Raw genomic sequence first — 25,017 nt, 5'->3', positions numbered from 1 at the left:
TAAACTCGAAACAGAAAATAAAATGGCACTAATCACTTACAATCCTCCTACAGAACCTTACCTCGACATCGTTCACTATGATGATCATTTTGTTGTCATCAATAAACCGAGTGGCTTACTTTCTGTGCCTGGTAATCAACTGCAATATTATGATAGTGCGATGTCACGTGTAAAAGAAAAATACGGTTTCTGTGAACCTGCTCATCGTTTAGATATGTCAACTAGTGGATTGATTCTCTTTGCACTCAGTAAAGCAGCCGATCGCGAATTAAAGCGTCAATTTCGTGAACGTGAACCCCAAAAACAATATCAAGCATTGGTTTGGGGACATGTTGAGCAAGAACAAGGAGAAGTGAATTTCCCTTTGATCTGTGATTGGGAAAACCGTCCTCGCCAAAAAATTTGCTTTGAGCGCGGTAAAAGAGCGGTCACGTTGTACCAAGTTTTAGCACGTTATCCCAATAATACGACCAGAGTAAGATTAACACCAATCACAGGACGTTCCCACCAACTGCGTCTGCATATGCTTGGATTAGGACACCCTATTCTGGGTGATAAATTCTATGCGCCGCCACAAGCAAAAGCATTATCGACACGTTTATGCTTACATGCCGAACGCTTAGAGTTTACTCACCCTATTAATCAACAAAGCTTGTTATTTGAAGTAAAACCTGAGTTTTAATTAAGTAAAAATGGTTTTAAATGGTACAATCTGCAACCAACTATTGAGAAAGAGAAAACAATATGGCTCGTAAGAAAAAAACTCGCCGCGTGACGGATATTATGCCTGCACGTAAGACGGATAAAAAAGTCGAAATGCCTAAGGCAAAACCTGGCAAAAAATTAACGCGTTATGAGTTAGATGCTAAAGCACGTGAAGATAAAAAGAAACGTAAACATAAAGGATTAGCCTCAGGTTCACGTCATAGTGCAGTAGATAGTAGTACACATAATCAAAGCCTAGAGAGAAAAGATCCACGCATTGGCAGCCGTAAAAAAGTGCCGTTAATCGTTGAGTTTGTGAATAAACCTGAAAAAGGCATGACAATTCCTGCCGTTAAATTGGAAGAAAAAGTGACAAAACATGATCCAATGCTGGAATTAGAACAACTGGAAAATAACGAATGTTTGAATCAATTGTTGGATGAACTGGATGCAGGCAAAACCTTAACGATAGAAGACCAACAATTTGTTGATGAATGTTTAGCACGTATTGCGCAATTAATGGATGAACTCGGGATTAGTGACGAAGAAGAGACAGAAGAAGATTTATATCGCACTTTCGAAAAAATCGATATCAACCAATTTAGATAAAAGTTATGTGGACAACCCTTTTAATCATTATTGCTGTACTTATTATCGTTGCGATGGCAGCTTATGCGGGCTATTTGTTACTGATGTTACAAAAACAGAAAAAAGCGATCCAGCACGTGCGCAACGCTAGAACACTGCGCCTCAAAGAGAGTATTGTGATCATTGCCAAAGCAATGCAGAATGGCGACTGTAATCATTCTGAAGGAGTACTACGGCTCAAAATGTTACTAGAACCACTAGGTAAAAAGTTAAAAAGCTATCAAGCCATGCATCAGCTTTATGAAGTCGTGATGGACATGCCGACTCATGAAAAACGTCGTGAATTAAAGAAAAATGAACGCATGCGTTTAGATTTACAACGTGAAAGTGCCGAAGCAGAGTTAGAAAAGCAAATCTTGTTGGAGATTCATCAGTTATTAGCTGATATGGAGCATATTTAATTTTGAGGGGGGATACAATGTCCGAAATTATTTGGGACTTGGCATTAATTCAAAAATATAACTATTCTGGTCCACGTTATACATCTTATCCGACCGCACTGGAATTTAATGAAAGTTATACAAATCTGGATTTTATTCAGGCAACACAACGTTATCCTGAACGCCCACTTTCTCTTTATATTCATATTCCTTTCTGCCACAAACTTTGCTATTTCTGTGCATGTAATAAGGTGATCACGCGTCATCAGCACAAAGCCGATATTTATCTGGATTTTTTAGAAAAAGAAATCGAAACTCGTGCTTCTTTATTCAAAAATCGCATTGCAACTCAAGTGCATTGGGGCGGTGGCACGCCCACTTATTTAAGCGAAGTACAATCTTCACGCTTAATGTCAATGCTACGTCAGCATTTTACCATTGCGCCTAATGCTGAAATCAGTATTGAGATCGATCCACGTGAAATTGAATTACCAATGCTTGATCATTTACATCGTATTGGTTTTAACCGTATGAGTATGGGCGTACAAGATTTTAATAAAGATGTACAAAAAGCGGTCAATCGTGAACAAGATGAGTACTTTATTGCAGCATTATTACAACATGCACGTGAATTAGGCTTCCAATCGACTAACCTTGACTTAATCTATGGTTTACCCCTACAAAATGTGGACAGTTTTATGTTTACTCTACAAAAGGTTATTGCACTGAATCCTGACCGTTTAAGTGTGTTTAACTATGCGCATTTACCAAGCCGTTTTGCTGGTCAAGCCAAAATTAAAAATGACCAACTGCCTGCGCCAGAAACCAAATTAACTATCTTGCAAAAAATGATCGAAACGCTAGGTCATGCAGGTTATAAATTTATTGGTATGGATCACTTTGCTAAACCTGATGATGAATTGGCAATCGCACAACAAAACGGTGTACTACATCGCAATTTCCAAGGTTATACCACGCAAGAAGAATGTGATTTGTTAGGCTTAGGCGTCTCCGCAATTAGTTTATTAGGTGATACTTACGCGCAAAATCAAAAAGAATTAAAACATTATTATACTGCCATAGATAATACCGGCATTGCTTTACATAAAGGCTTTGTGATGAGCCAAGAAGACTGCTTACGCCGTGATGTGATTAAACAGCTTATCTGTAACTTTAAATTAGATTATCAATCTATTGAACAGCAATATAATATTCAATTCAAATCACATTTTGCTGAAGATTTAGCCTTACTTGAACCCTTAGCCAAAGACGGTTTATTAGAGATTGGCGCAGATAACATCCAAGTTTCGGCTAAAGGACGTTTATTAATTCGTAATATTTGTTTATGTTTCGATACTTATTCAAGAGCACAAGCCAAACGCCAGCAATTCTCTAGAATCATCTAAACAAAACTTTGAAAAAGCACCGCACTTTTGATCATGCGTGTAATAAAAAATAGCTTAATTTTCTGTGCAAAAATCAGCATAAAGTGAGAGAAAGCGACTTAGTTGGTTCGCTTTTCTTTGCTTGTTTTGTTTTACACCACATAAAAGTCAAAAAAGTGTTGTATGCTATCAAAAGTAGCAATACGCATAAAGTAAATCGCCATCAGCGATGGCTTGATAAACAAACTACAAGGAAATCAATATGACTATTTCAAAAACCGATATCCTCAACGCTTTTCATTATCGCCATGCCTGTAAAGCTTATGATCCTACTAAAAAAATCAGCGATGAAGATTTTCGTTTTATTCTTGAAACAGGTCGTCTCTCCCCCAGTTCTTTTGGTTTTGAACCATGGAAATTTTTAGTGATTGAAAATCAAAAAATCAAAGAATTGATCCGTGATATAGCATGGGGCGCCAAAGATAAAGTCATGGATTGCAGCCATTTTGTTGTGGTACTGGTGCGCCAACCTGAAACGCTACTAACAGATGGTGAATATGTACAACATATGATGCAAGATGTACATCATATTCCAGAAGATATGCGCAAAATTCGTCAACATTTCTACCGCACTTTTACTGAACAAGACTTTGCATTAACGGGTAATTCAAACGCGTTTTATCACTGGGCTTGCCGTCAAAGCTATATTGCGATGGCCAATATGCTCACTAGCGCAGCCATGATTGGTATTGATTCAACGCCAATAGAAGGATTTCCATTAGAAAAAATGGATCAATTGTTTGTCAAACAGGGGCTTTACGATAGTAAAACCTATAAACTGAGTGTCATGATCGCCTTTGGTTATCGTTTAAACCAACCGAAAGTGAAAACGCGTCAAGCATTTGAAGATGTGGTGGAATGGGTAAAATAATACATTCTGCATGAAACAAACAAGAATCAAGATAGACGTTTTTACGTCTATTTTTATTTGCCCTACAAGCTCAACTCCTCTTTTATCTATTTTGATCTTTCCCCTATAATAAAATCCATACAAGCAGAAAAAGGAGAAATTATGTACTATATCGGTGTAATGTCTGGTACCAGTTTAGATGGTGTGGATCTCGCATTAATGGATTTTTCTACGGTGCAACCACAACTTATTCATGCAGATTTTTATCCCATGCCAAGCGAGTTAAGGCAACAAATTTCAGCGTTATGTAACTCAGGTGAAACTACATTACAAGCCTTAGGTGAGTTGGATCACCGTTTAGGCTTACTCTATGCAGACTGTATCAAACACTTCTTACAAAAATACCACCTTTCACCAACGCAAATTACTGCCATTGGCTGTCATGGACAAACCATTTGGCATTCACCCACGAGTCAATATCCATTCACAATGCAAATTGGCGATGCAAATTTAATCGCGGCTAAAACTGGCATTACTACAGTAGCCGATTTTCGTCGTAAAGATATGGCATTTGGTGGGCAAGGCGCGCCATTAGTCCCTGCATTTCATCAAGCCTTATTTTCTAAACCCGATCAAGCCACTGTAGTGTTAAATATTGGTGGTATCAGTAACATTTCATGCCTACTACCAAATGAAGAAGTGATTGGTTATGACACAGGTCCGGGTAATACACTACTTGACGCGTGGATCGAAAAACATCAAGGTAAAGCTTATGATAAAGATGCTGTATGGGCAAAATCTGGCACAGTCAATCAAGCACTGTTACAGGATTTATTAGCTGAGCCGTTTTTTGCATTACCTCCACCCAAAAGCACTGGGCGAGAACTATTCAATTTAGCTTGGCTCAACAAAAAATTGGAAAAGCACACCGCACTTCAGCCACAAGATGTACAAGCCACATTAGTCGAATTAACCGCACAAAGTATTGTTGCTCAACTTAATCAAATTCAGACGGATTTACCTCGCTATTTGCTCGTTTGTGGCGGTGGCATGAAAAACACGCTGTTGATGACTCGCTTAGCTGTACTTTTACCTGATTGGAAAGTTGAAACAACGAATGATTATGGTTTAAATGGTGATGATGTCGAAGCTGCTGCTTTTGCTTGGCTTGCCCATCGCCGTTTAAATGATCAGCCAGCCAATTTACCAAGTGTAACAGGTGCTAAAAGTGCGGTCAGTTTAGGTGCAATTTATCCAAAAGAAAGCGAAATTGCACAGTAAAATAAAAATACATCGCATCCTTATCTCTCCTATTAACGAGAGGTAAGGGAGATTCAAATTGACTCATCATGTTTCATATAAATATCAAAACGATGATTTTTAGTTTCACGACTAAAGTGTGGTGGAGTTTGTGCGAGAAAATCAGCATAATCAGGTCGCTTAACCACAACGCGTTTTCTCGCTAATTTTAAGGCAGGTTCAAGCAAATTATCCGCATCTATATCAGCACCAACTAAATGCTGAAAAACACGCATTTCTTTTTTAACTAAGGCACTTTTTTGTTTATGTGGATACATTGGATCGAGATAAATTGCATCGGCAAAATCTGTTTCTGGCTTTAATTGCGCAATATGCTGTACAGTTAATAATTGCATATTTTGTTGCATCATTTCACCAATTTCTTTATCCACATAAGCACGCTGCAAACCATTTTGTAACAACAAACGCACAACAGGGTGACGTTCAACAAGGCACACTTTACAGCCTAAAGCAGCTAATACAAAAGCATCTCGCCCTAAACCAGCAGTAGCATCAATGACGGTTGGTAAATAATCTTTTTTAATTCCCACCGCTTTGGCAATCGCTTCACCTCGTCCACCACCAAATTTACGACGATGCGCCATTACACCACTGACAAAATCCACGTACACTGCACCCAGTTTAGGTTCATCTAATTTACGGAGTACTAAGCGAGTTTGTCCTTGTTCATCATCAGTTTGAACTAAAGCTAAATCACTCGTCCAATCCTGTTCTAAACCTTGTGCTTGGCAAAGTGCACTAAACTCTTCTGCATTTCCACTTTCGCAAATTAACTGGATTTTCATGATTTATTTCCGAATTAACCATACACCTGTTTCCATATGATCAGTGTATGGGAATTGATCAAACAAGGCGGCTTTTTCGATACGGTGCGTTTGGCAAAGCTGATGTAAATTATCGCATAGGGTCTGTGGATTGCAGGAAATATACAAAATACGCTGATAATTTTGTATTAACTTCACGGTTTCATCATCTAACCCTGCTCGCGGTGGATCAACAAAAATAGTATGGCATTGATATTGACTTAAATCGATACCTTTTAAACGATTAAATTCACGCCCACCATTCATCGCTTGGGTAAATTCCTCTGCCGACATACGAATGATTTGTAAATTATCAATGCCATTTGCAGTAATATTAAACTGCGCAGCTGCAACAGAAGGTTTGGCAATTTCAGTCGCAAGGACTTTGCGGAAATTTTGGGCTAACGCAATAGAAAAGTTACCATTACCGCAATAAAGTTCCAATAAATCACCTTGACTACCTTTTGTACAATCAATCGCCCACTCCAGCATTTTTTGATTCACTATCGCATTGGGTTGCGTAAAGCTATTTTCTACTTGACGATAGATATAAGGTTTGCCATGTACTGTTAAAATTTCGTCAACAAATTCTTGCTCAAGACAAATTTTTTGCTTACTGGCACGACCAATAATTTGTACATCAAATCCTTGAGCCTGTAACTGCATTTTTAAATGTTTTGCTGCATCAATCCATTGCTGATCAAGTGTTTTGTGGTAGAGTAAGCTGACAATAATTTTATTACTCAAAGTACTTAAATAATCCACTTGAAACAATCGATGTCGTAACACATTATCCGCTTTTAATAATGGTAATAATGCTCCCATCATTTGATTGATTAATTGACTGGCTATCGGAAACTGATCAACACGATAACGTTGGCGAGTTTGCTGATCGAACATAATATGATAAAAATCACCTTTATCATGCCAAATACGAAACTCTGCACGCATACGATAATGCTGTACTGGCGAAGCAAACACAGTTAATACAGGCGCATGAAATGGAGATAAAAGTGCGGTCAGTTTTTGCTGTTTTTCAGCCAATAAACTATCGTATTGTTCAATTGGGGGCAAACCTTGCATGGGATAAGTTCTATATGTTATTGAAGCTAAAAGCAAAAGGCTCGGTTTTCTTTTCGTCCGCCAAGCCTTTTATCAGATGAAATGTACGCTTATTCTGCTGAGAAATCGTCTAAGTTATCGGTACCAACCACACCAGACAAGGTATAAACACGTTTTGTGGTTGAAATACGAGAACGGTATTTGTGCCAAGTTTTCTCTAAAAAAGTTTCAGGCTGACGTTCACCACGACAGAAAGCAACGAAGTCTTTTTCTTCTTTAGTGACTGGTGCGCGCTCGCCTGAATCTAAAGCCTTGAATGCTTGACCATATTGCTCAAGCGCTTGTGATTCTTTGATAGTATAATCGCCATGACGTGAAAAGCCTCTTGGATAATTTTTATCATCGAAAAAACGACGCGTAACACTAAAACTTTCTGCCATAATATCCTCTTAAAATAATCTCTTTCGTTAAAAACGAGGCATTAAACCAATTTTTCATTATTTTTGCAATAAACCTTTTACAGTTTCTACATAATCTTTGATAAAAGCGTCATTACTTGTGGTACTAAGTCCTTCTGGTTTAATACGATATTGACCATTTACATAGAAATCTGGCACTCCATGCACTTTAAATTGCTCTGCTGCATTAACTTGTTTATTCACTAAAGCCGTAACTGCAAAACTATTGATTCCACCATCAAATTGCTCTGCCGAAACACCTTTGTCTAAGAAGATTTGACGAATATCATCCATAGAACGTAATGCATTTTTTTGTGCAGCTTGGAACAGGGCTTCTTTCACTTTATCTTCTACACCTGTTGCTAGTGCAAATGACCATGCTCGCGTTAAATTTTCACCTTGCGGTCCTAAGAAATTAACGTGATATTGTTTAAATTCGACACCTTGTGGTAAATCAGCTTTTACTTTTGCTGGGATCTGATATTCATATTCGAATGAATAGCAATGTGGGCAATAAAAAGAGAAAAATTCAATGACTTCGGGTTGTGCTGAAGGTGGGTTATTTAATGCTGAATACTGTTTGCCTTCCGTTAAATTGTGCGCTTGTGCAGCAAATACACATAGAAATGAAGCTAAAACTAAAAACAATTTTTTCATTTGCAATCCTTAATTATTCAATAATACCGCGCGCTTTTAACAATGCGGTTTTAAAATCTTCTTCATAGTCTTTTTTAATTCCCGGAATCGGTTCATATTTATCTGTGCCATGCATTTTTAAATGATAAATAATCACTTCATCAGTTAATTCTGAAACAGGTTTATCAAAACCCGCTTCATCTGCAATTTTCTGCAAAATTTGCAATAAATGCAAATCAGGTTCTTTAGACCAATAGGGTTGTAAAAGTTCCAACACTTCGTTTAGTCGATGACATTTCATAAAGTTTTCCTTATGATTGAGAAAAATTTGTTCGGATCATACTTTAATTAGGTGCAGAAGAAAATATGGCAATGACAATTAGTGCGGTAATTTTAGCTGGTGGACAAGCGCGCCGCATGGGTGGTGTTGATAAAGGATTACAATTGTTTCAACAGCAACCTTTGTTTCAACATGTCTATCAACGTTTACGGCTACAAATAGATGAAATCGCGATTAATGCCAATCGTAACCAACATATTTATGCACAAAGCGGATTAACGGTGTTCTCTGATCAACTCGCTGGGTTTCAAGGACCATTAAGTGGCATCTTGACAGCACTACAACGTGCGAGCACAGATTTTGTGTTATTTGTGCCTTGTGATTGCCCTTTTTTACCAACAAATTTATTAGAGAAGTTGAAAAGTGCGGTCTGTTTTCCTGAAATTTTAATTGCCTATGCACATGATGGTGAACAAGAACATCCCACATTTTGTTTAGTCTCCACCCAACTGAAACATGCTCTAGCAGATTACTTAGCCAGTGGTGAACGTCGTATGTTGAAATTCATGCAACAACATCATGCTGTAGCGGTTGATTTCTCTGAAAACAAAAGTGCGTTTACAAACATGAATACATTAATTGATTTGAATAATAAAAAATCATGATCTTTTACTTTGAAAGCGGATGAATCCGTTGGCGAATAAAGACTTTCACAGTATAATCAAAGACCTGATTTCACTTGACTGACTAGGAAATTTTTTATGTTAAAGAAAATCGCTATCCTCGCGTTAATCACTCTGCTTTCTGCCTGTTCACTTTCTTCCTATGTGCCTTTTATTGGTGATAAAAACGCAGTGATTAATTTAGATAAAGAGCAAATTGATCAAAAATCTTATGCCACTGCTTATGAGGCAACGGTTGAAACTTATAAAGGTCGTGTGAATCAAGATTATGATGTTAATTCTTTTACGAGTGGTGCTAATGACTGGTACTTAAATCGAATTCTATTACCTATTGAAAAAATCAAAGCAGATCTCTATCAAGGTGGGCATGATTCAAGTATTCATGCGTATTATAGTGGAGTAATTTTTGCCTCTGCGTTACAAACCAATTTTAATAGTTTAAAACAAGGCTGTTGGACTCAAATTGATTCAGCCAGTGTCACACAAGGCATCTATGACGCGATGAAAGATCTACAAAAAGATAAAGTGCGTGCCGAAGATGACCCTTATATTGTGCAAGGTTCCGAACAGTTATTAAAACTTTGTGGTAGTTAAATAGAAAAACTGTTGATGTAAAAGTCAGCAGTTTTTTCTATTTTACGGTTAAAATAAATTGCTATATCGCCAACATAGCAGAGTAAAACCAGAGGAGTACGCGTGTTTCAATTATCGGACAATGACATCCATTTAGCAGTTCAAGCCACAAACAAACAACAAGCGATTGCCCTTGTAGCAGATGCCTTAGTGAACACAGGTTGTGTGGAAAACGGTTATTTACAAGGCATGCTTGAGCGAGAAGCACAAATGACTACGTATTTAGGTAATGGGATTGCTATTCCACATGGTTCACTCGCTACACGTAGCCTGGTTAATAAAACTAGCGTGCAATTCTTTCAATTTCCACAAGGCGTAGATTGGGGTGAAGGCAACATCGCTTATATCGTGATTGGCATTGCAGCAGATTCTGATGCACATTTAGCGTTACTGCGTCAACTAACACGTATTTTAGATAATGAAACAGCGGCACAACAGCTGGCAACAACGCAAGATGTACGGCAATTTCAAGCTATTATCATGGGCGAAACGACATCTTCGCTCATCAATGCTGAATCCATTACTTTAGCCGTAGAAACCGAGAGCTTATTAACACTCACTGCGTTAAATGTAGAAAAATTGCAGCAGCAACAAGCCATCAATAACTACTTCATTAGCGAAGTCATTGCGAGTCCAGCTTTACCACTAGGTAAAGGGATTTGGCTGACTGATGCCACTGTGGGTAATCAACATAATGCGATAGCATTGAGTCGAGCCAAACAAGCATTTATTCATAATGGAAAATCCGTACAAGTCGTCCTCACGATTGCTGCAGTGGATGACCAAATTAATCACAGTTTAGCTTGCTTATTAGACCAGCAAGTGCAAGAAACATTATTAACTGGCTCAATAGAACAAATTCTCTGTGCGTTAACTTCTCAGCCATGCAATGAAAGTGCGGTAGAAAATTCAACAATTTTAGCAGGACAAGTCCCTGCAATAGAAATGATTGTTACCATTCGTCATACCCACGGACTCCATTATCGTCCAGCTGCACTACTTGTAAACCACATAAAAAAATATAATGCCTCAATTGCAGTACAAAATCTTGATAATGGCGGCCAGCTAATTAGCGCTAAAAGCTTAATGAAAGTCACCGCACTAGGTGCGCAAAAAGGGCATCGCTTACGTTTTGTCGCCACTGGTGCACAAGCAAAACAAGCGCTTAAAGAAATTAGTGAACTTATTGAATCAGGTTTGGATGAATCGCCATGAAAGTACTCACAATCACACTAAATAGTGCTTATGATCTCATTGGGCAGGTAAAACGGCTTGCTTTAGGTGAAGTCAATAAAATAGAAAGCCTAGGTCTATATCCAGCGGGAAAAGGAGTTAACGTTGCAAAAGTACTGCATGATCTGGGGATCAATAGCACAGTAACTGGCTTCCTCGGTAAGCAAAATCAAAGTGAATATCAGCATATGTTTGCTAATTTAGCGCTATCCGATCACTTCCATCGCGTTGCGGGCGCAACCAGAGTCAATGTTAAAATTACGGAAACTGAAGCAAAAGTAACTGATCTTAATTTCCAAGGCTATGTCATCACACCTGAAGTTTGGCAACACTTTGTTGAGTTCTCACTGCAAATTACACCAGATTTTGATTTAATCGCTGTTTGCGGCAGTTTACCAGATGGCATTAGTGCTGAGGCATTTGCACAATGGTTAACACAACTCAATCGCCATCATATTAAGCTCGTTCTCGATACCAGCAATCAAGCTCTCACGATGGGGATTCAAGCCAAGCCTTGGTTAGTCAAACCCAATCACCGCGAACTAGAAACTTGGATAGGGCATCCGCTAGTTACACAAGCAGATATCATCAACGCCACGCAGCAATTACAAGCAACAGGCATCGCAAATGTTGTGGTCTCACTAGGTGAAAAAGGTGCCATTTGGCTGACACAGGAGCATATTATTCATGCAGAACCCCCTATTTGCCAGCGGGTGGTCAGTACAGTCGGGGCGGGAGATGCTATGGTTGCAGGACTTATTTATGGTATTGTTAATCATTTTTCCGCACAGCAAACCCTTGCCTTTGCAAGTGCTGTTGCCACTTTTACGGTATCACAAACCCATGTTGGGGTGCCTGATTCTGCATTATTAGATCCGATTTTGGAAAAAGTAAAAATCACATTAATTTAAGGATAATTTCATGAATATTTTTCTCACACAAAAAGACGACATGGGTAATTCAAAGCTGTTTTTATTACATCAAGTCTTAACTACAGCCGCCAATCAGCAAGGGCATCAAATCAGCGAATTAGCTGACTCGGAAATTGTTATTGCCTTTACAGATCAGTGCCTAAACCAACCTGAATTTGCTGGTAAAAAGATTTTTGTTGTTGATGCTGAACAAGCATTTAATGCACCTGAAAAGACGATTCAACAAGCTATTACAGATGCGCTCACTTATTCAACAACAGAAAGTGCGGTCGATTTTGCACATCTTTCCACACCTCAAATTAACTACATCGTTGCAGTCACAGCTTGCCCAACTGGCGTAACCCAAACATTTATGTCTGCTGAAGCAATTATGAATTATGCAAAGGCACAGGGCTGGCAAGTCAAAGTTGAAACACAAGGTCAAATTGGTACAAAAGCAATTCTGAACGATGAAGACATTGCCGCAGCAGATCTCGTCTTTGTTGCTAGTGATATTGATATTGATTTATCAAAATTTGTAGGTAAGTTGTTATATCGCACATCGACTCGTGCAGTACTCAACAATGTGGAGGGTGAATTTAGTCAGGCACTTAAACAAGCAACTGTTTATCAAGTTGAACAAAGTGAAGAAGTCCCAACTATTACACCCGCACCACGTAATTATGCTAATGATTTCGAGCATTGTGAAGGCAGTAAAAAAATTGTCGCAGTTACCGCTTGTCCAACTGGCGTAACACAAACTTTTATGTCGGCTGAAGCAATTATGAACTACGCGAAAGCACAAAACTGGTGCGTTAAAGTAGAAACACACGGACAAATGGGGTCTGATAATCTCATTAGCGCCGACGAAGTTGCCGATGCGGATTTAGTGTTTATTGCCGCCGATATTGATGTTGATTTAACTAAATTTGCAGGCAAACCTATCTACCGTACCTCAACACGTGCTGCGTTAAAAGATACGGCACAAGAATTTACTAAAGCGTTTGAACAAGCCATTATCTACAAGCTTGAACAGCCTAAAGAGGAGATTATCATTCCGCCATTGCGTAATTTTGCAAATGACTTCGCGACTTGTGAAGGCAGTAAAAAAATTGTAGCAGTCACAGCTTGCCCAACTGGTGTTACCCAAACGTTCATGTCTGCTGAAGCAATTATGAATTATGCCAAGGCGCAGGGTTGGTGTGTTAAAGTGGAAACGCATGGACAAATGGGCGCAGATAATCTGATTAGTGCAGAAGAAGTTGCCGCCGCGGATTTAGTTTTTGTTGCAACCGATATTGATATCGATCTGGCTAAATTTAAAGGTAAGCCACTCTATCGCACCTCGACCAGTGCCGCACTAAAAAATACCGCACAAGAATTTGAAAACGCTTTTGCACAAACCACGCATACGGATGTACACACTACTGAAAAATGTACACAGCAAGCGTCAACGACGACCAGTGAATGTTGCCAATTTAAATGTAAAGGCGCTTATTTCTTGCCATTCATTGTGATTGGACTCATCATCGCCGCGTTTGTCTACTTTATGGCTTAACTTAAAAAATGCATAATAACGACCGCACTTAAAAAGTGCGGTCACTTTTTATCAAATTTAGCAACAATACACCATTAAGCTACGTCATAAGTCATTAGTGCATTAGTATTATCCATCGCTAAATTCATGTAGCGCTCATATTGTTTCAATACATCCGCAATCAACTCATCTTTAGTCATGTATTGCACATCATAGCCCTCTCGTCCATCAATAAAGTAAGTAATAGGCTCATAAGAACGCTGTGAATCAATATTGGGTAACGCATCATCTTCTACGACTAAAGTCGATAACTCACGAGATTTACAATCAATACCATATAAGAAATTACGTACGTTTTCTTTCATGACGACAAATTCAATTTTCGGATTTTTACCCGTAATAATATCCGTTTGTGCAGTTAATCCATGCTTTTCAAATTCAGTGACTAATTCATTAAATGCAGGTTGAGCAATATCTTGAATAAAGTGTTTTACATCTGCACGCTTAGATTGCACAAGAATCTTTTCTAAGCGATTTTTCCAATGTTTCCCACTCCAATTATCACTTCCCTGTGAAAATGCTTTGCTAAAATATTGGTTATCCACCATCAGTCCTTTCCATAAACCAAAACAAAGTAACAGCATAATTAGCGTAAATGGTAGAGCAATGATTAACGTCATGGTTTGTAAGGCAGATAATCCATCAGAACGTAATAATGCGATAGCTAAAACCGCCAACAATACTGCCCAAAATACACTTTGCCATTTCACACTTTTTTCTTCGCCCTGTGAAGCAATGCTATTAATCACATAAATTCCCGAATCAGCAGAAGTAATAAAAAACAGAGCAATGATCGTGATTGCAATGAAAGAAGCCATATTGCCGAAAGGTAATTGTTCAAAAAAGCCAAATAATAATGCTTCTGTATCGTTTGCAAGTGCGGTCAAATTGCCTGCAGTTTCAACATCTAGCCAAATTGCAGTATTACCAAAAGTTGTCATCCATAATGCATTAAATAGTGATGGAATAAATAACACACCTAAAATAAATTCACGAATAGTACGCCCTTTTGAGATCTTAGCGATAAATAACCCGACAAATGGCGCCCAAGATACCCACCATGCCCAATACAATACTGTCCAGCCACTAAACCAGCCTTGATGTTCTGGCTCATAAGCAAAAGTACGAAAACTTAAAGAAACTAAGTTACTTAAATAATAACCTAAATTTTCAGTAAAACTGGTGAATAAAAGTAATGTTGGTCCAACTATAATCACAAACAACATCAATGCTAACGCCAAAAATAAATTCACTTCACTTAATCGGCGTACTCCTTTTGCTACCCCTGTAATCGCTGAAATTGTCGCCAAACACATCACAATGACGATTAATACTGCAAGCGTCGAAAAGCTGCGTGATTCAATCCACCCCAAACTACTCAAGCCTGCATCTAATTGCATTGCCCCGTAACCCAATGTCGTCGTAATACCAAAAATAGTGCTACATAATGCACAAATATCTATCACGTGCCCCCAGAATCCCGAAATTTTATGCTTTAATAACGGATAAAAACCAGAACGAATCGTCAAAGGTAGCTTATAACGAAATCCAAAATAAGCGAGTGTCAATCCAATTACAGCATAAATCGCCCAAGCATGAATTCCCCAGTGGTAGAAAGTCATTAACATTGCTTCTTTTACTTGCTCAGTAGGCGTAAGCTGTTGATGCAGCGGACTTACATAGTGCAACATGGGTTCTGCTACTCCAAAATACATTAAACCAATACCCATTCCTGCCGCGAATAGCATTGCTATCCAAGAAAGGAATGGATACTCTGGAGCTTCATTATCCGCCCCCAAGCGAATATCGCCTAACCGACTTGAACAAAGTAAAATCAAAAATAAGATAAAAATAGACACTGCCAACACATAGAACCAACTAAAATGAGTAAAAATTTGTTGTTTGGCAATGATCAGTATCTTTTGAGCATGGACAGGAAAAAAAGAACAATAAATTGTGACAAAAGCGATAAAAAGAATACTGGGTAAGAAAATGGGTGCTTTTAGCGTGCTATTCGCACGTAATTGCTTTAAAAACGTCAAAACGCCTCCTTAGTTTTCGATGATTTTGATATAACCTAATTGTTATACAGAACTTCCGCTTGCTCACGGAAATAATGAGGAAAAACCCAATTAAATTGAGTTTTCAGTACGCAGAATATGTTGGTTAATGATTATCATATCCCAGTTAATATAGCAAAAAATTATCAAAATTGCAAAATTATGCCTTTTTAATATATTAACAAGTGGAGTGAACATTGTTTATTTTGTAATAGATCCTTGATATATTTAATCCGTTTCAATTTTACAAGGATATAAAATGACACAATATAACAAATTGCGAATTGAATGGGATTGTCGGCGCGGTATGTTAGAGCTCGATAACGTGATTATGCCATTCTATCAGCAACATTTTGATCAATTGTCAGATACACAAAAAGACCAATTCATTCGCTTGCTTGCTTGTTCTGACTTACAGCTATTTTCTTGGTTTTTTAATCGTGGACAAGCAAGTGATCCCGAATTACAACACCTAGTTGATTATATTCAAGATACTTTGAAATTAGCTGATTAATCACAATATTTGGTCTTTACAAAAAAGATTGAACTTTTTAAATTTAGCACCGTCTAACTGATTGCAAGAGCTTGCTGTCTTTGAATATTAAGGCTTGTTAGAGGTGATATAAGAGGTTATATGGCTGAACAGCTAACAGATCAGGCTTTGGTAGAAAGAGTACAGCAAGGAGATAAGAAAGCCTTTAATTTATTGGTTTCACGTTATCAAAATAAGGTAGCTGGTTTGCTGACTCGTTATGTGTCACCAAACGATATCCCCGATGTCGTACAAGAATCATTTATTAAAGCATATCGTTCAATTTATTCTTTTCGTGGTGACAGTGCTTTCTACACTTGGCTATACAGAATTGCCGTCAATACGGCAAAAAATTACTTAACTGCACAAGGACGCCGCCCGCCAAACGAAGATATTTTAGCGGAAGAAGCGGAAAGCTATGATGTAGGAAGTAATTTACGGGATGTGGATACCCCCGAACATGAAATGTTATCTAACGAATTAAAGAAAATTGTGTTTGATACGATCAATGGTTTACAAGAAGACTTAAGAACAGCAATCACGTTACGAGAAATTGAAGGATTAAGTTATGAAGAAATTGCTGAAATTATGGATTGCCCAGTAGGTACTGTACGTTCTCGAATTTTCCGTGCACGCGAAATTATCGAAAGTAAAGTACAACCTATGTTAGAACGTTAAAAACACAACAAATACAGAAAACCAAACGAAAGTTGGAGTATCAACATGCAAAAAGAGTTACTTTCAGCCTATATTGATGGTGAACAAGTCAGTGCTGAATTGACAGAAAAATTATGCCAAGATGCTGAATTACAAAAATCTTGGGCAAATTTTCATACAATTCGTACTGTCATGCGTCAAGAAACTGAAGTGCTGTTGGGTGCAGATTTCACAGCAAAAATGGAGATGCTCATTGAGCAAGAAGAAATCCGAGTGGCTCAACCAGCAGCTTCTCAGCCTCTACCACAAGAAGTTGCTAAACTACCATTTATGCAGAAATTTAAAGGCTTATTTGCCCCATTGGCACAAGTTGCAGTCGCTGCAAGTGTTTGCTTAGTTGCTGTAGTTGGTACTCAATCTTTCCTTACTGCAAAAAATGAAGTGCAAAATAGTATTGATACACCGATTTTACAAACATTACCATTTAATAATGTTGTACAAGAAGTCAGTTACAATGCACCTAAAGATGCAGTAACTCCCGAGCAGTTAGAACAAAAAAATAAACGGATTGGTGCAATGTTGCAAAATTATGAAATCCAACGTCGTTTATACGCTGACTCACTCATCTTAAATCAACAAACTAATCAAAAGTAATGATTTCACAAGTTAATATTCACCACCTTCATTGGTGGTGATTTTGTTTTATGGTGATGACTTATGTTAAAAACTTTTCAAAAATCAACCGCACTTCTCTTTGCTTTACTTTTGCCATTCATTGCTTTTGCCGAAACTCAACTCTCGGCAAAACAGTTATTATTAAAAATGCCAGAAGCACGCGAAAAATTGAGTTATGAAATAGCATTTGTAAAAACAACGCCGGTGAATATGGATTCCTTACGCTATCGTCATCTTCATCTGGACGGTAAATCCTATGCTCAATTAGTTTCTCTTGATGGAGTACAGCAAGAAATTGTCCAACGTGATAACTTAGTTAGCTATTTTCAGCCTAATTTCCAACCTTTCACTATCCATAGTACACACATTATTGACAGCCTACCTGCTATCATGCGTGCTGATTTTAATCGCTTAGAAAAATATTATGATTTCGTCAATATTGGCCGCAATCGTGTCGCTGATCGTATTGTACAAACTATCCGTATTTTGCCGAAAGATGATTTCCGCTATCAATACGTTGCTTTTATTGATGAAGAAAATTATCTTTTATTACAAAGTGATATACTCGATCGTGATGGTAATTTACTTGATCAATTCCGTGTAGTAAATCTATATGTTGGTGATGGCTTACAAGGATTAGCTCAGTATTTAGACAATGTTGTTTTCCCACCTCTACTCATTGATAAAAAAGAAGAAAACACACTACACTTTAACTGGCAGGTCAGCTGGTTACCACAGGGTTTCGTTAAAATTAATGAAAGTGTTGGATTAGAAGAAGATAATCAAATTGAAAGCCAATTATACAGCGATGGACTCTTTTCTTTTACTTTATATGTTGCTGATCCTATTACAAAAATCAATTTAGACAACACATGGAAACAAGGAGCTTATACGATATACAGTGAAACAATTCATGGTAAAGAAGTGACATTTGTTGGCCAATTACCCATTTCCACTGCAAAACGCATCGTGCAAGATATCCAATTCAAAAAATAGGTTTTAATCAATGCTAAAAGAAAGTGCTGTCGTTATCGAATACCAAGCAGGCATCGCCAAAGTAAAATGCCAATCACAAAGCGCTTGTGGTGCCTGTGCAGCCCAAAATGCTTGTGGCGCTTCAGCACTTTCTGAATTAACGGGTGAACAAGGTGAACATATCTTCACAATTGAAACCATCACACCACTTAAAGTAGGTCAACTTGTTGAAATTGGTTTAGCCGAACGTTCTCTGCTTCTCTCTGCATTACTACTCTATATTGTTCCTTTACTGACAATCTTGCTCAGTACATTTCTTGCAGAACAGCTCTTTCCGCACGAATTAATCAGTGCAATGTTTATTTTCATTTGTACCGCTCTTACTTTTCTTGTTATCCGCTATTACAGCAAAAAGCTCAATCAAAAAGCAGCCTATAAACCTATCTTATTAAGAGTTTTGTGATCTGAACTAATCCCTTTATAATGCATAAAATTTTTGACAAAAGGATAACTATCTCATGCACTTAATGTTGGGCATTACAGGTTATAGCGGAAGTGGCAAAACGACTTTATTAGAAAAACTTCTTCCCCTGCTTACGGCACAAGGACTACGAGTTGCCGTAATTAAACATAGCCACCATAATGCACAAGTTGATAAAGAAGGCAAAGACAGTTGGCGCATGAAAGAGGCTGGCGCAAGCCAGGTTATCATGGCATGTGACAATCGCTGGGCACTCATGACCGAAACCCCTAAACAGCCTGTTGATCTTCATTATTTAGCACAACAATTTGATCCTAACTTAACTGATTTAGTGCTTGTTGAAGGGTTCAAACAAGAACCTATTGCCAAAATTTTGTTACATCGCCAAACAATGAGCAAACCGCTACCAACGCAGGACAATGATGTGATCGCTTTAGCAACAGATTATGATTTAAACTCGGAAAAACCACTTTTAGATATCAATGATATTAACCAAATCAGCACATTCATCTTACATTGGTATCAACAAAAGTGCGGTTCAAAATAGGAAAATTTTATGACAGAACGTGAAAGTTATCGAGGGTTAGCTTGGATTGCTGCCATTGCACTTTTTATGCAAACCCTTGATGCAACGATTCTTAATACCGCACTACCCGCTATCTCACGCGATCTCAACGAATCACCTCTAGAAATGCAGCTTGCTATCATCAGCTATGCATTGACTGTTGCCTTATTTATTCCACTAAGTGGTTGGCTTGCTGATAAGTATGGTACGTTAAAAATCTTTCGTCTTGCAGTCAGTATTTTTGTGTTTGGCTCAATTACTTGTGCAATATCAAATACCTTAGATACTCTCGTGCTTTCACGTGTTTTACAAGGTGTTGGCGGCGCATTAATGATGCCTGTCGCACGTTTAGCAATTATCCGAACAGTCCCCAAACAACATTTATTATCTGTTTGGAATCTAATGGCAATGTCAGGCTTACTAGGTCCAATCTTAGGACCTATTTTAGGCGGTTGGCTAGTCACTTACACCACTTGGCATTGGATTTTTTTAATCAATATCCCAATTGGCACAATTGGCGTTATCATCGCAGGAAACTATATGCCAAATGCCACATCTCCAGTAAATAAACTTGATTGGATCGGTTTTTTCCTTTTTGCAGGTGGGCTTGTTGGCTTAACTCTCGGTTTAGATTTAATCGCAGAAAAAACCAGTCATAAAGTTAATGCATTAAGCATCCTAACTAGTGGTGTCATACTCTTAGTGGCATACTATTTCCATGCAAAAAAATCGAAAAATTCGTTGTTGCCATTATCTTTGTTTCAAATCCGTACATTTAGTATTGGTATTTTAGCCAATTTATTCATCCGTTTATGTGGTTCAGGCATCCCGTTCTTATTACCACTTATGTTACAAATTGTGTTTAATTACAGTGCTGAGTTATCAGGTTGGCTACTAGCACCTATCGCCATTAGCTCTGTATTAATGAAACCTTTAATTAGCCGCATCCTTGCCTTGTTAGGTTACAAAAAAACCCTTATTTTTACCGCATTTCTACTTACTTTATCCATTGCATCAATGGCATTTGTCACAGTAGAAACGCCGACTTGGTTATTAATTGCTGCGCTGGCTTGGTATGGTAGCTGTATGTCAGTGATTTTCACTGCCACAAATACTCTTGCAGTCAGTGAGCTCTCTGAACAAAATGCCAGCGCAGGCTCAACGATTCTCAGTGTTGCTCAACAAATGGGAATTGGGATTGGTATCGCAGTTTGTTCGGTCATTTTAGGGATATATCGTGACAATATTGGTGAAATCGGCAACCAATTACAGCAATCTTTTAGTTGCACTTTTTTAAGTGTTGCACTGTTTGGCATCTTACTGATTTGGATTTTAAGCTACTTAAAAGCAAAAGACGGTGCAAGTTTACAACAAAAATAGCACTATTCTGTTAAAAGCTACTAAGCAAGCAGATTTTCAAGCTGTCATAAAGCGTTTTATTAATGAAATTAATCTTCATCTTTCTATTAATTCTAAACTTTTATCTACCTTCACTAAAACTTCCTTAACGTACGTTATCAATGTATGTTAAAAATGCGACCAATTCTCAAAGCTCAAAACTTTTTCAAAACTGACCGCACTTTCTTGCTACGCTGTTTGATATTTACACTTCATCAAAACTTAACTCTTCTTGATAACCAACAACAGGCTCCTGACTACGAAAGGCTAACCATAGTACGAGCACATCTATCAGTACTGCTCTCGTTAAAGCAAAATGCAAACTTGTGTCTTCTTGGGCAAATAAAAAACAGAAATACACCTTATCACCCTGAATTTCAACTCCCCAAGAATTGGAAGAAATATCCCCTTGTTGTACCTCATCATCCCTCAAAATCGATAACACCCTATCCAAGAACGCAAAGTAATTGGGTCCACCCATCGGGTCATTTAAATAGCCTGTTAAAGGATGAAGCTGATGGTTTTCTTTCCAAAAACAAACCGGTATCACTTGTGATTTATGTTCAATATAGGAAAACACTAATTGCATAGCTTACTCCTGTCTGCTACTTGGAAAAGCAGTAAGTTCTGGATAAGTGTATCCTTCAATTCTCACACCTGAATTGGATATCCCCGCCCACATCCCTTCCATTTGACGTACCACATCTAAATCATCCACTTGGTTTGAATAGGCTGAATCAATCTCAACCAATATCCTATCTGCTGTCCATGTTGCAGGAAACATGAGCATTTCGCCGTTGTTATTGGTTTTGGCAATATATTGATTGGTGTCGCTATCCCATACGGAAATTTGTGCAATATACACGCCATTTTTATAGGTTTGTAATACTCGGTCCACTCGAATATTGCCTAAGGTGGAATGTCCACTCACAATCACAGTCATAAATACGCCTCCTTGGTGTCAATAATTTCTTGGTAATTCATATCAGTAATAGGTCTTTGGTAAAAAGCGATCCATTTTTCCAGTAGATAGGCAAATTCTTTACGGGGGATGAAACGGGGATCGGTATCTCTTTCGTCAACATCATCAGGAATATCCTCTTCTTCCATATCATCTAATAGATAAAAACCCACTTTTATTTGATCATGGTCTATCAAGGCATCAAATGCCTGAGAACTAATCCAATCCCGAGTAATCGTTGGATCTCGAAGCATCTCTAATACCTTACTTATCCAACTTAAACGTTCCAACGTGCTAATGTAGTCAGTAATCACCCCATCATTTTCCCAATTATCACTTTCATAAACACCACAGGTTTTATATATACTACCTTCATATTCCCAATACTTAAAACGTACTTTCATTTTATACCTCATTGCCCTTTTGTCGGATAAACTGTTGATAAATAACCATCTTTATTAAGAATCCATTCTACTTTAACCCCTGATTTTGTTATGCCTGTCCACTTATCCTTAGTATCTAGTACTCCAGAACTGTTTCGAAACGCATTCTCCAACTCAACTTTCAATCTATCAGCTGTTCATGTTCTCGGAAACATTGTGGATACACCTTCATTTCCCTTTTTCTCCAAAAATTTCGGTGCAGTAGGATCAGTTTTAGCTTTTGGGTTAGGGATCAACACCCTCGCTTCATAGACCCCATTTGGGTATTCCTTGATAATCTTATCCACAATGACATTGCTTAAGGTAGTGCGTCTTAACTATATCATGTAAAAAACGGTCAATTTCTCAAAGCAAAACTTTTTCAAAACTGACCGCACTTAAAATATTAATTGTAAACAACGCTTAAAAAATACAACACATTAGTTAAACAAATACCTACTCATAACCATTCGGATAACGTTCATCAAAATCGTAAAGCATATCTAAAAACGCCTCAAAATTTTCTGCCACAGGAAATAATAAATGTCTACATTTAAATTTATAATGGTTTATATATTACTCTTACTTTATCTGTTGAAAAATCTCTTAGAATTAGACATTCTTGATTAAAAATAAACAATATAGGACACAAACAAGAAACATGATGAAAATTCTCTACTATTTCCTTTAGATTAGCTTGAAATATAGGTATATCGATATCATCCGCTAAAACAAAAAAATCATTTGAATAATATTCTTTGGGGAGCATTTCTATATGCTCATATTCCTTATAATGAGCTAAATTAAAATCAATCCAATTATCTTTAATAGGATATGTATTGAGTAAGTCTATAACTTGCTTTTCAGTTTCTTTCGTTATAACAGATATAGAATTGTGTAATGCTATTTTACATTCATTAAATAAATTCATTTTCATTCTCACTTATTTAACTGTTTTAAGTAACGTTTAAAATCATCCTGATTTCCTTCAAAAGGAATTACTTCTTTAATTCCTTTATTACCTTTTCCTTGAGAAAAATCAAATACATTTATATGCATACCTTTTTCCTCATCATAATCTAGCCTCCATCCCCCAAGCTAGCGCTCATCTTTGACGAGTGCTTTAATAACACTAAGAAAAGATAGAGAACTCAATAGAAAACTATTTATTTTAATCTTAAGTAATTCTTAATTTTAATACATTGATATTTTTATCAATAACAACCATTTCATTTTCACCTCCCCATAAGTCTTCTAAAAAAAATAAAACTGACTTATTATTATTTAGTTTATAATTTATCCACTTTTCATAATTATCAAAAAAAATGTCATTTCCCCCTAAAGAAAAATATAAATAATCGACATCATTTATCAGCTTAATCATAAACTCTATGTGCTCAATATCGACCTCAGCATATCCTACTATATTCAGCTTCGAATTAGATTCATAAAAAAGTTCCTTTCTATTATAAAAAAAATCAATATTAACACCTGAAAAATTTAGTATTCTCCAAATACCTTTAAACTTGATGCTTTTTTGATTTGGCTGTTCAGATAGTTGAATAACAAAACTTAATTTTTTTTCATTTGGATAGTTCAATGCTAAAAAATTTTTTAGAATCCAATACTTTCCTCTAAAAGAATCCATATTTAGCACTTCAAAACTTATCGCTGAAACATTATGAAATGGAGTAAAGTACTTTTGAGGGAAATTTGCTATATCATTTTTCTTTCTAATATCTGTTGCTTTTCTTACAACAACATCATTTATAATCATAGTGATTTCCTTTTTCGTCGTTAAAGTGAGGTCCCCTATTTTGAGGATCATTCTCACCATAAAAATGTCCTTTCGAGTCATCCCTAATATATACTTTTCTGCTTCCACCACCTTGTCGAGGAATATCAAATTCATAAATGTATCCTGCTTGCTTATTTCCTCTTTTGTCTATATTAGAATATATTTTTGATGGACTCTGACTAACTGGTATACCTGATCTTCGTTTTGCCTCATTAAAAGCACCTCTTCTTTTTGCACCTTCTGGAATTAAGCTCTCTGGTACAATATTTAATACATTGTCTCTCCAATCTCCAATTTTAATTTCCCCACCCACTAAAACAGAATCGTGTTTATCTGTAATATGCGTAGGTGTTATTAGAATCCCATCCTCTCTATCATACTCTGGTTGAGGACTCACTAATATGAGAAGCTTTTTAGGCTCAGGTATAGGATATCCCTCTAATTTAGGCACATCATTTGGATCTAAGGAAGCATACTTAGTAACTAAACTATTTACATAGTGACTTGTAATATTATCATTCCCTATCAATAATAATGTCATCAAATGCTCTGACTCATCAGAAGATAGTTTACTTGTTAACTCCTCTGCAATGATGCCTGTTGCAATAACACTACTATTCAATAGTAATGCTTCTTTAAGCACTTGATTTCTACAAAAAGAAATTGATAAACAACCTCTAGAAAGCACAGCAAGATAATTATTCTCCACCGCAATCTTACCAATCTCACCACCAATCGAAGCATGGGTGAGACTCGATACCGTCGTGTTACTCTGACTTGAACTCTGTGCCGTTAGCCCACCTGCCACCGCGGCTGTCATCGAACTTAACGCAGTGATTTGTGCTTTTT

At 37.4% G+C, this 25,017-nt stretch carries 29 protein-coding genes and 4 pseudogenes; 19 read left to right on the top strand and 14 right to left on the bottom strand.

Annotation, left to right across the window (positions count from 1 at the left end):
- Positions 1 to 22 precede the first annotated feature (22 nt).
- The 6 genes from rluA to ACFSAV_RS00830 all read left to right on the top strand — a co-directional run bounded on the left by rluA (position 23) and on the right by ACFSAV_RS00830 (position 5,309).
- Positions 23 to 682 (top strand): bifunctional tRNA pseudouridine(32) synthase/23S rRNA pseudouridine(746) synthase RluA, encoded by a 660-nt coding sequence (gene rluA / locus ACFSAV_RS00855; RefSeq protein WP_379095142.1) that lies wholly within the window; start codon positions 23 to 25, stop codon positions 680 to 682.
- Between the two features lie 62 nt (positions 683 to 744).
- Entirely contained in the window at positions 745 to 1,314 is a 570-nt protein-coding gene (gene yihI, locus ACFSAV_RS00850) for a Der GTPase-activating protein YihI (RefSeq protein WP_379095139.1), read from the top strand.
- A gap of 5 nt (positions 1,315 to 1,319) precedes the next feature.
- Positions 1,320 to 1,754 (top strand): DUF2489 domain-containing protein, encoded by a 435-nt coding sequence (locus tag ACFSAV_RS00845; protein ID WP_379095136.1) that lies wholly within the window; start codon positions 1,320 to 1,322, stop codon positions 1,752 to 1,754.
- A gap of 17 nt (positions 1,755 to 1,771) precedes the next feature.
- Positions 1,772 to 3,139: an oxygen-independent coproporphyrinogen III oxidase gene (gene hemN / locus ACFSAV_RS00840; RefSeq protein ID WP_379095133.1), complete on the top strand. Its 1,368-nt coding sequence runs from the start codon at positions 1,772 to 1,774 to the stop codon at positions 3,137 to 3,139.
- Between the two features lie 241 nt (positions 3,140 to 3,380).
- Positions 3,381 to 4,049, top strand: a complete 669-nt coding sequence (locus tag ACFSAV_RS00835; protein WP_379095130.1) for an NAD(P)H-dependent oxidoreductase — start codon at positions 3,381 to 3,383, stop codon at positions 4,047 to 4,049.
- A 141-nt stretch (positions 4,050 to 4,190) separates the two neighbouring features.
- Entirely contained in the window at positions 4,191 to 5,309 is a 1,119-nt protein-coding gene (locus ACFSAV_RS00830; RefSeq protein WP_101776214.1) for an anhydro-N-acetylmuramic acid kinase, read from the top strand.
- Between the two features lie 53 nt (positions 5,310 to 5,362).
- Here ACFSAV_RS00830 and ACFSAV_RS00825 read toward each other — a convergent pair whose 3' ends face one another.
- From ACFSAV_RS00825 to ACFSAV_RS00805, 5 genes are all read right to left on the bottom strand, one after another.
- The gene (locus ACFSAV_RS00825) at positions 5,363 to 6,133 is read right to left on the bottom strand and encodes a class I SAM-dependent methyltransferase (protein ID WP_379095127.1); all 771 of its coding nucleotides are present in this window, start codon (positions 6,131 to 6,133) and stop codon (positions 5,363 to 5,365) included.
- Between the two features lie 3 nt (positions 6,134 to 6,136).
- Positions 6,137 to 7,234, bottom strand: coding sequence for a tRNA (uridine(54)-C5)-methyltransferase TrmA (gene trmA / locus ACFSAV_RS00820; RefSeq protein WP_379095124.1), 1,098 nt, complete (start codon positions 7,232 to 7,234; stop codon positions 6,137 to 6,139).
- A gap of 89 nt (positions 7,235 to 7,323) precedes the next feature.
- The gene (locus ACFSAV_RS00815; protein ID WP_379095121.1) at positions 7,324 to 7,653 is read right to left on the bottom strand and encodes a MaoP family protein; all 330 of its coding nucleotides are present in this window, start codon (positions 7,651 to 7,653) and stop codon (positions 7,324 to 7,326) included.
- A 57-nt stretch (positions 7,654 to 7,710) separates the two neighbouring features.
- On the bottom strand, positions 7,711 to 8,328 hold the full coding sequence (gene dsbA / locus ACFSAV_RS00810) for a thiol:disulfide interchange protein DsbA (protein ID WP_101776218.1): 618 nt from the start codon (positions 8,326 to 8,328) through the stop codon (positions 7,711 to 7,713).
- 13 nt (positions 8,329 to 8,341) lie between these two features.
- Positions 8,342 to 8,608, bottom strand: coding sequence for a YihD family protein (locus ACFSAV_RS00805; protein ID WP_101776219.1), 267 nt, complete (start codon positions 8,606 to 8,608; stop codon positions 8,342 to 8,344).
- Positions 8,609 to 8,673: 65 nt separating this feature from the next.
- Here ACFSAV_RS00805 and mobA point away from each other — a divergent pair, with 65 nt between their 5' ends.
- The 6 genes and pseudogenes from mobA to ACFSAV_RS11750 form a co-directional block, all read left to right on the top strand.
- Positions 8,674 to 9,252 (top strand): molybdenum cofactor guanylyltransferase MobA, encoded by a 579-nt coding sequence (mobA, locus tag ACFSAV_RS00800; RefSeq protein ID WP_379095116.1) that lies wholly within the window; start codon positions 8,674 to 8,676, stop codon positions 9,250 to 9,252.
- 96 nt (positions 9,253 to 9,348) lie between these two features.
- The gene (locus tag ACFSAV_RS00795) at positions 9,349 to 9,864 is read left to right on the top strand and encodes a hypothetical protein (protein ID WP_379095113.1); all 516 of its coding nucleotides are present in this window, start codon (positions 9,349 to 9,351) and stop codon (positions 9,862 to 9,864) included.
- A gap of 102 nt (positions 9,865 to 9,966) precedes the next feature.
- Positions 9,967 to 11,118, top strand: a complete 1,152-nt coding sequence (fruB, locus tag ACFSAV_RS00790) for a fused PTS fructose transporter subunit IIA/HPr protein (RefSeq protein WP_379095110.1) — start codon at positions 9,967 to 9,969, stop codon at positions 11,116 to 11,118.
- Positions 11,115 to 12,047, top strand: a complete 933-nt coding sequence (fruK, locus tag ACFSAV_RS00785) for a 1-phosphofructokinase (RefSeq protein WP_379095106.1) — start codon at positions 11,115 to 11,117, stop codon at positions 12,045 to 12,047. The genes fruB and fruK overlap by 4 nt, the downstream gene beginning before the upstream one ends.
- Positions 12,048 to 12,057: 10 nt before the next feature.
- A pseudogene (locus tag ACFSAV_RS11755) lies at positions 12,058 to 12,666 on the top strand (fructose PTS transporter subunit IIB); the annotation flags it as partial.
- A gap of 42 nt (positions 12,667 to 12,708) precedes the next feature.
- A pseudogene (locus tag ACFSAV_RS11750) lies at positions 12,709 to 13,455 on the top strand (PTS fructose-like transporter subunit IIB); the annotation flags it as partial.
- 224 nt (positions 13,456 to 13,679) lie between these two features.
- Here the strand turns inward: ACFSAV_RS11750 and ACFSAV_RS00770 are convergent.
- Positions 13,680 to 15,686, bottom strand: coding sequence for a BCCT family transporter (locus ACFSAV_RS00770; protein ID WP_379095103.1), 2,007 nt, complete (start codon positions 15,684 to 15,686; stop codon positions 13,680 to 13,682).
- 277 nt (positions 15,687 to 15,963) lie between these two features.
- Between ACFSAV_RS00770 and ACFSAV_RS00765 the strand changes: the two genes are divergently transcribed.
- From ACFSAV_RS00765 to ACFSAV_RS00735, 7 genes are all read left to right on the top strand, one after another.
- Positions 15,964 to 16,218 (top strand): FAD assembly factor SdhE, encoded by a 255-nt coding sequence (locus ACFSAV_RS00765; RefSeq protein ID WP_101776225.1) that lies wholly within the window; start codon positions 15,964 to 15,966, stop codon positions 16,216 to 16,218.
- 120 nt (positions 16,219 to 16,338) lie between these two features.
- Complete coding sequence (gene rpoE / locus ACFSAV_RS00760; protein WP_379095099.1) at positions 16,339 to 16,914, top strand: RNA polymerase sigma factor RpoE; 576 nt, start codon at positions 16,339 to 16,341, stop codon at positions 16,912 to 16,914.
- A 45-nt stretch (positions 16,915 to 16,959) separates the two neighbouring features.
- Complete coding sequence (locus tag ACFSAV_RS00755; RefSeq protein ID WP_101776227.1) at positions 16,960 to 17,547, top strand: sigma-E factor negative regulatory protein; 588 nt, start codon at positions 16,960 to 16,962, stop codon at positions 17,545 to 17,547.
- Between the two features lie 63 nt (positions 17,548 to 17,610).
- Entirely contained in the window at positions 17,611 to 18,564 is a 954-nt protein-coding gene (gene rseB / locus ACFSAV_RS00750) for a sigma-E factor regulatory protein RseB (RefSeq protein ID WP_379095095.1), read from the top strand.
- A gap of 10 nt (positions 18,565 to 18,574) precedes the next feature.
- Positions 18,575 to 19,006, top strand: coding sequence for a SoxR reducing system RseC family protein (locus tag ACFSAV_RS00745; protein ID WP_379095092.1), 432 nt, complete (start codon positions 18,575 to 18,577; stop codon positions 19,004 to 19,006).
- A gap of 55 nt (positions 19,007 to 19,061) precedes the next feature.
- Positions 19,062 to 19,571, top strand: coding sequence for a molybdopterin-guanine dinucleotide biosynthesis protein MobB (gene mobB / locus ACFSAV_RS00740; RefSeq protein ID WP_379095089.1), 510 nt, complete (start codon positions 19,062 to 19,064; stop codon positions 19,569 to 19,571).
- Between the two features lie 9 nt (positions 19,572 to 19,580).
- The gene (locus ACFSAV_RS00735) at positions 19,581 to 20,969 is read left to right on the top strand and encodes a DHA2 family efflux MFS transporter permease subunit (RefSeq protein ID WP_101776231.1); all 1,389 of its coding nucleotides are present in this window, start codon (positions 19,581 to 19,583) and stop codon (positions 20,967 to 20,969) included.
- A 223-nt stretch (positions 20,970 to 21,192) separates the two neighbouring features.
- On the opposite strand, the gene ACFSAV_RS00730 is transcribed toward ACFSAV_RS00735, so the two are convergent.
- The 8 genes and pseudogenes from ACFSAV_RS00730 to ACFSAV_RS00695 form a co-directional block, all read right to left on the bottom strand.
- A complete protein-coding gene (locus ACFSAV_RS00730) occupies positions 21,193 to 21,576 on the bottom strand; it encodes a DUF5376 family protein (RefSeq protein WP_101776232.1) in 384 nt (127 codons plus the stop codon).
- A gap of 3 nt (positions 21,577 to 21,579) precedes the next feature.
- A complete protein-coding gene (locus tag ACFSAV_RS00725; protein WP_379095085.1) occupies positions 21,580 to 21,930 on the bottom strand; it encodes an EndoU domain-containing protein in 351 nt (116 codons plus the stop codon).
- A complete protein-coding gene (locus tag ACFSAV_RS00720) occupies positions 21,927 to 22,352 on the bottom strand; it encodes a DUF5376 domain-containing protein (protein ID WP_379095081.1) in 426 nt (141 codons plus the stop codon). The genes ACFSAV_RS00725 and ACFSAV_RS00720 overlap by 4 nt, the downstream gene beginning before the upstream one ends.
- 8 nt (positions 22,353 to 22,360) lie before the next feature.
- Positions 22,361 to 22,678 (bottom strand): annotated as a pseudogene (locus ACFSAV_RS00715) (EndoU domain-containing protein).
- A 148-nt stretch (positions 22,679 to 22,826) separates the two neighbouring features.
- Positions 22,827 to 22,919: pseudogene (locus ACFSAV_RS00710) on the bottom strand (SMI1/KNR4 family protein); the annotation flags it as partial.
- 10 nt (positions 22,920 to 22,929) lie between these two features.
- Positions 22,930 to 23,301, bottom strand: a complete 372-nt coding sequence (locus tag ACFSAV_RS00705) for a CDI toxin immunity protein (protein WP_379095078.1) — start codon at positions 23,299 to 23,301, stop codon at positions 22,930 to 22,932.
- A gap of 246 nt (positions 23,302 to 23,547) precedes the next feature.
- Complete coding sequence (locus ACFSAV_RS00700; protein ID WP_379095075.1) at positions 23,548 to 24,147, bottom strand: hypothetical protein; 600 nt, start codon at positions 24,145 to 24,147, stop codon at positions 23,548 to 23,550.
- On the bottom strand, positions 24,134 to 25,017 hold an 884-nt coding region (locus ACFSAV_RS00695), incomplete at its 5' end, for an HNH/endonuclease VII fold putative polymorphic toxin (RefSeq protein WP_379095072.1). The genes ACFSAV_RS00695 and ACFSAV_RS00700, both read right to left, overlap by 14 nt.

This window comes from Pasteurella oralis, from assembly GCF_042681465.1.
Classification (GTDB): domain Bacteria; phylum Pseudomonadota; class Gammaproteobacteria; order Enterobacterales; family Pasteurellaceae; genus Pasteurella; species Pasteurella oralis.
Note: the sequence above shows the minus strand (reverse complement) of the source record. Positions and strands in the feature narration are given on the sequence as shown.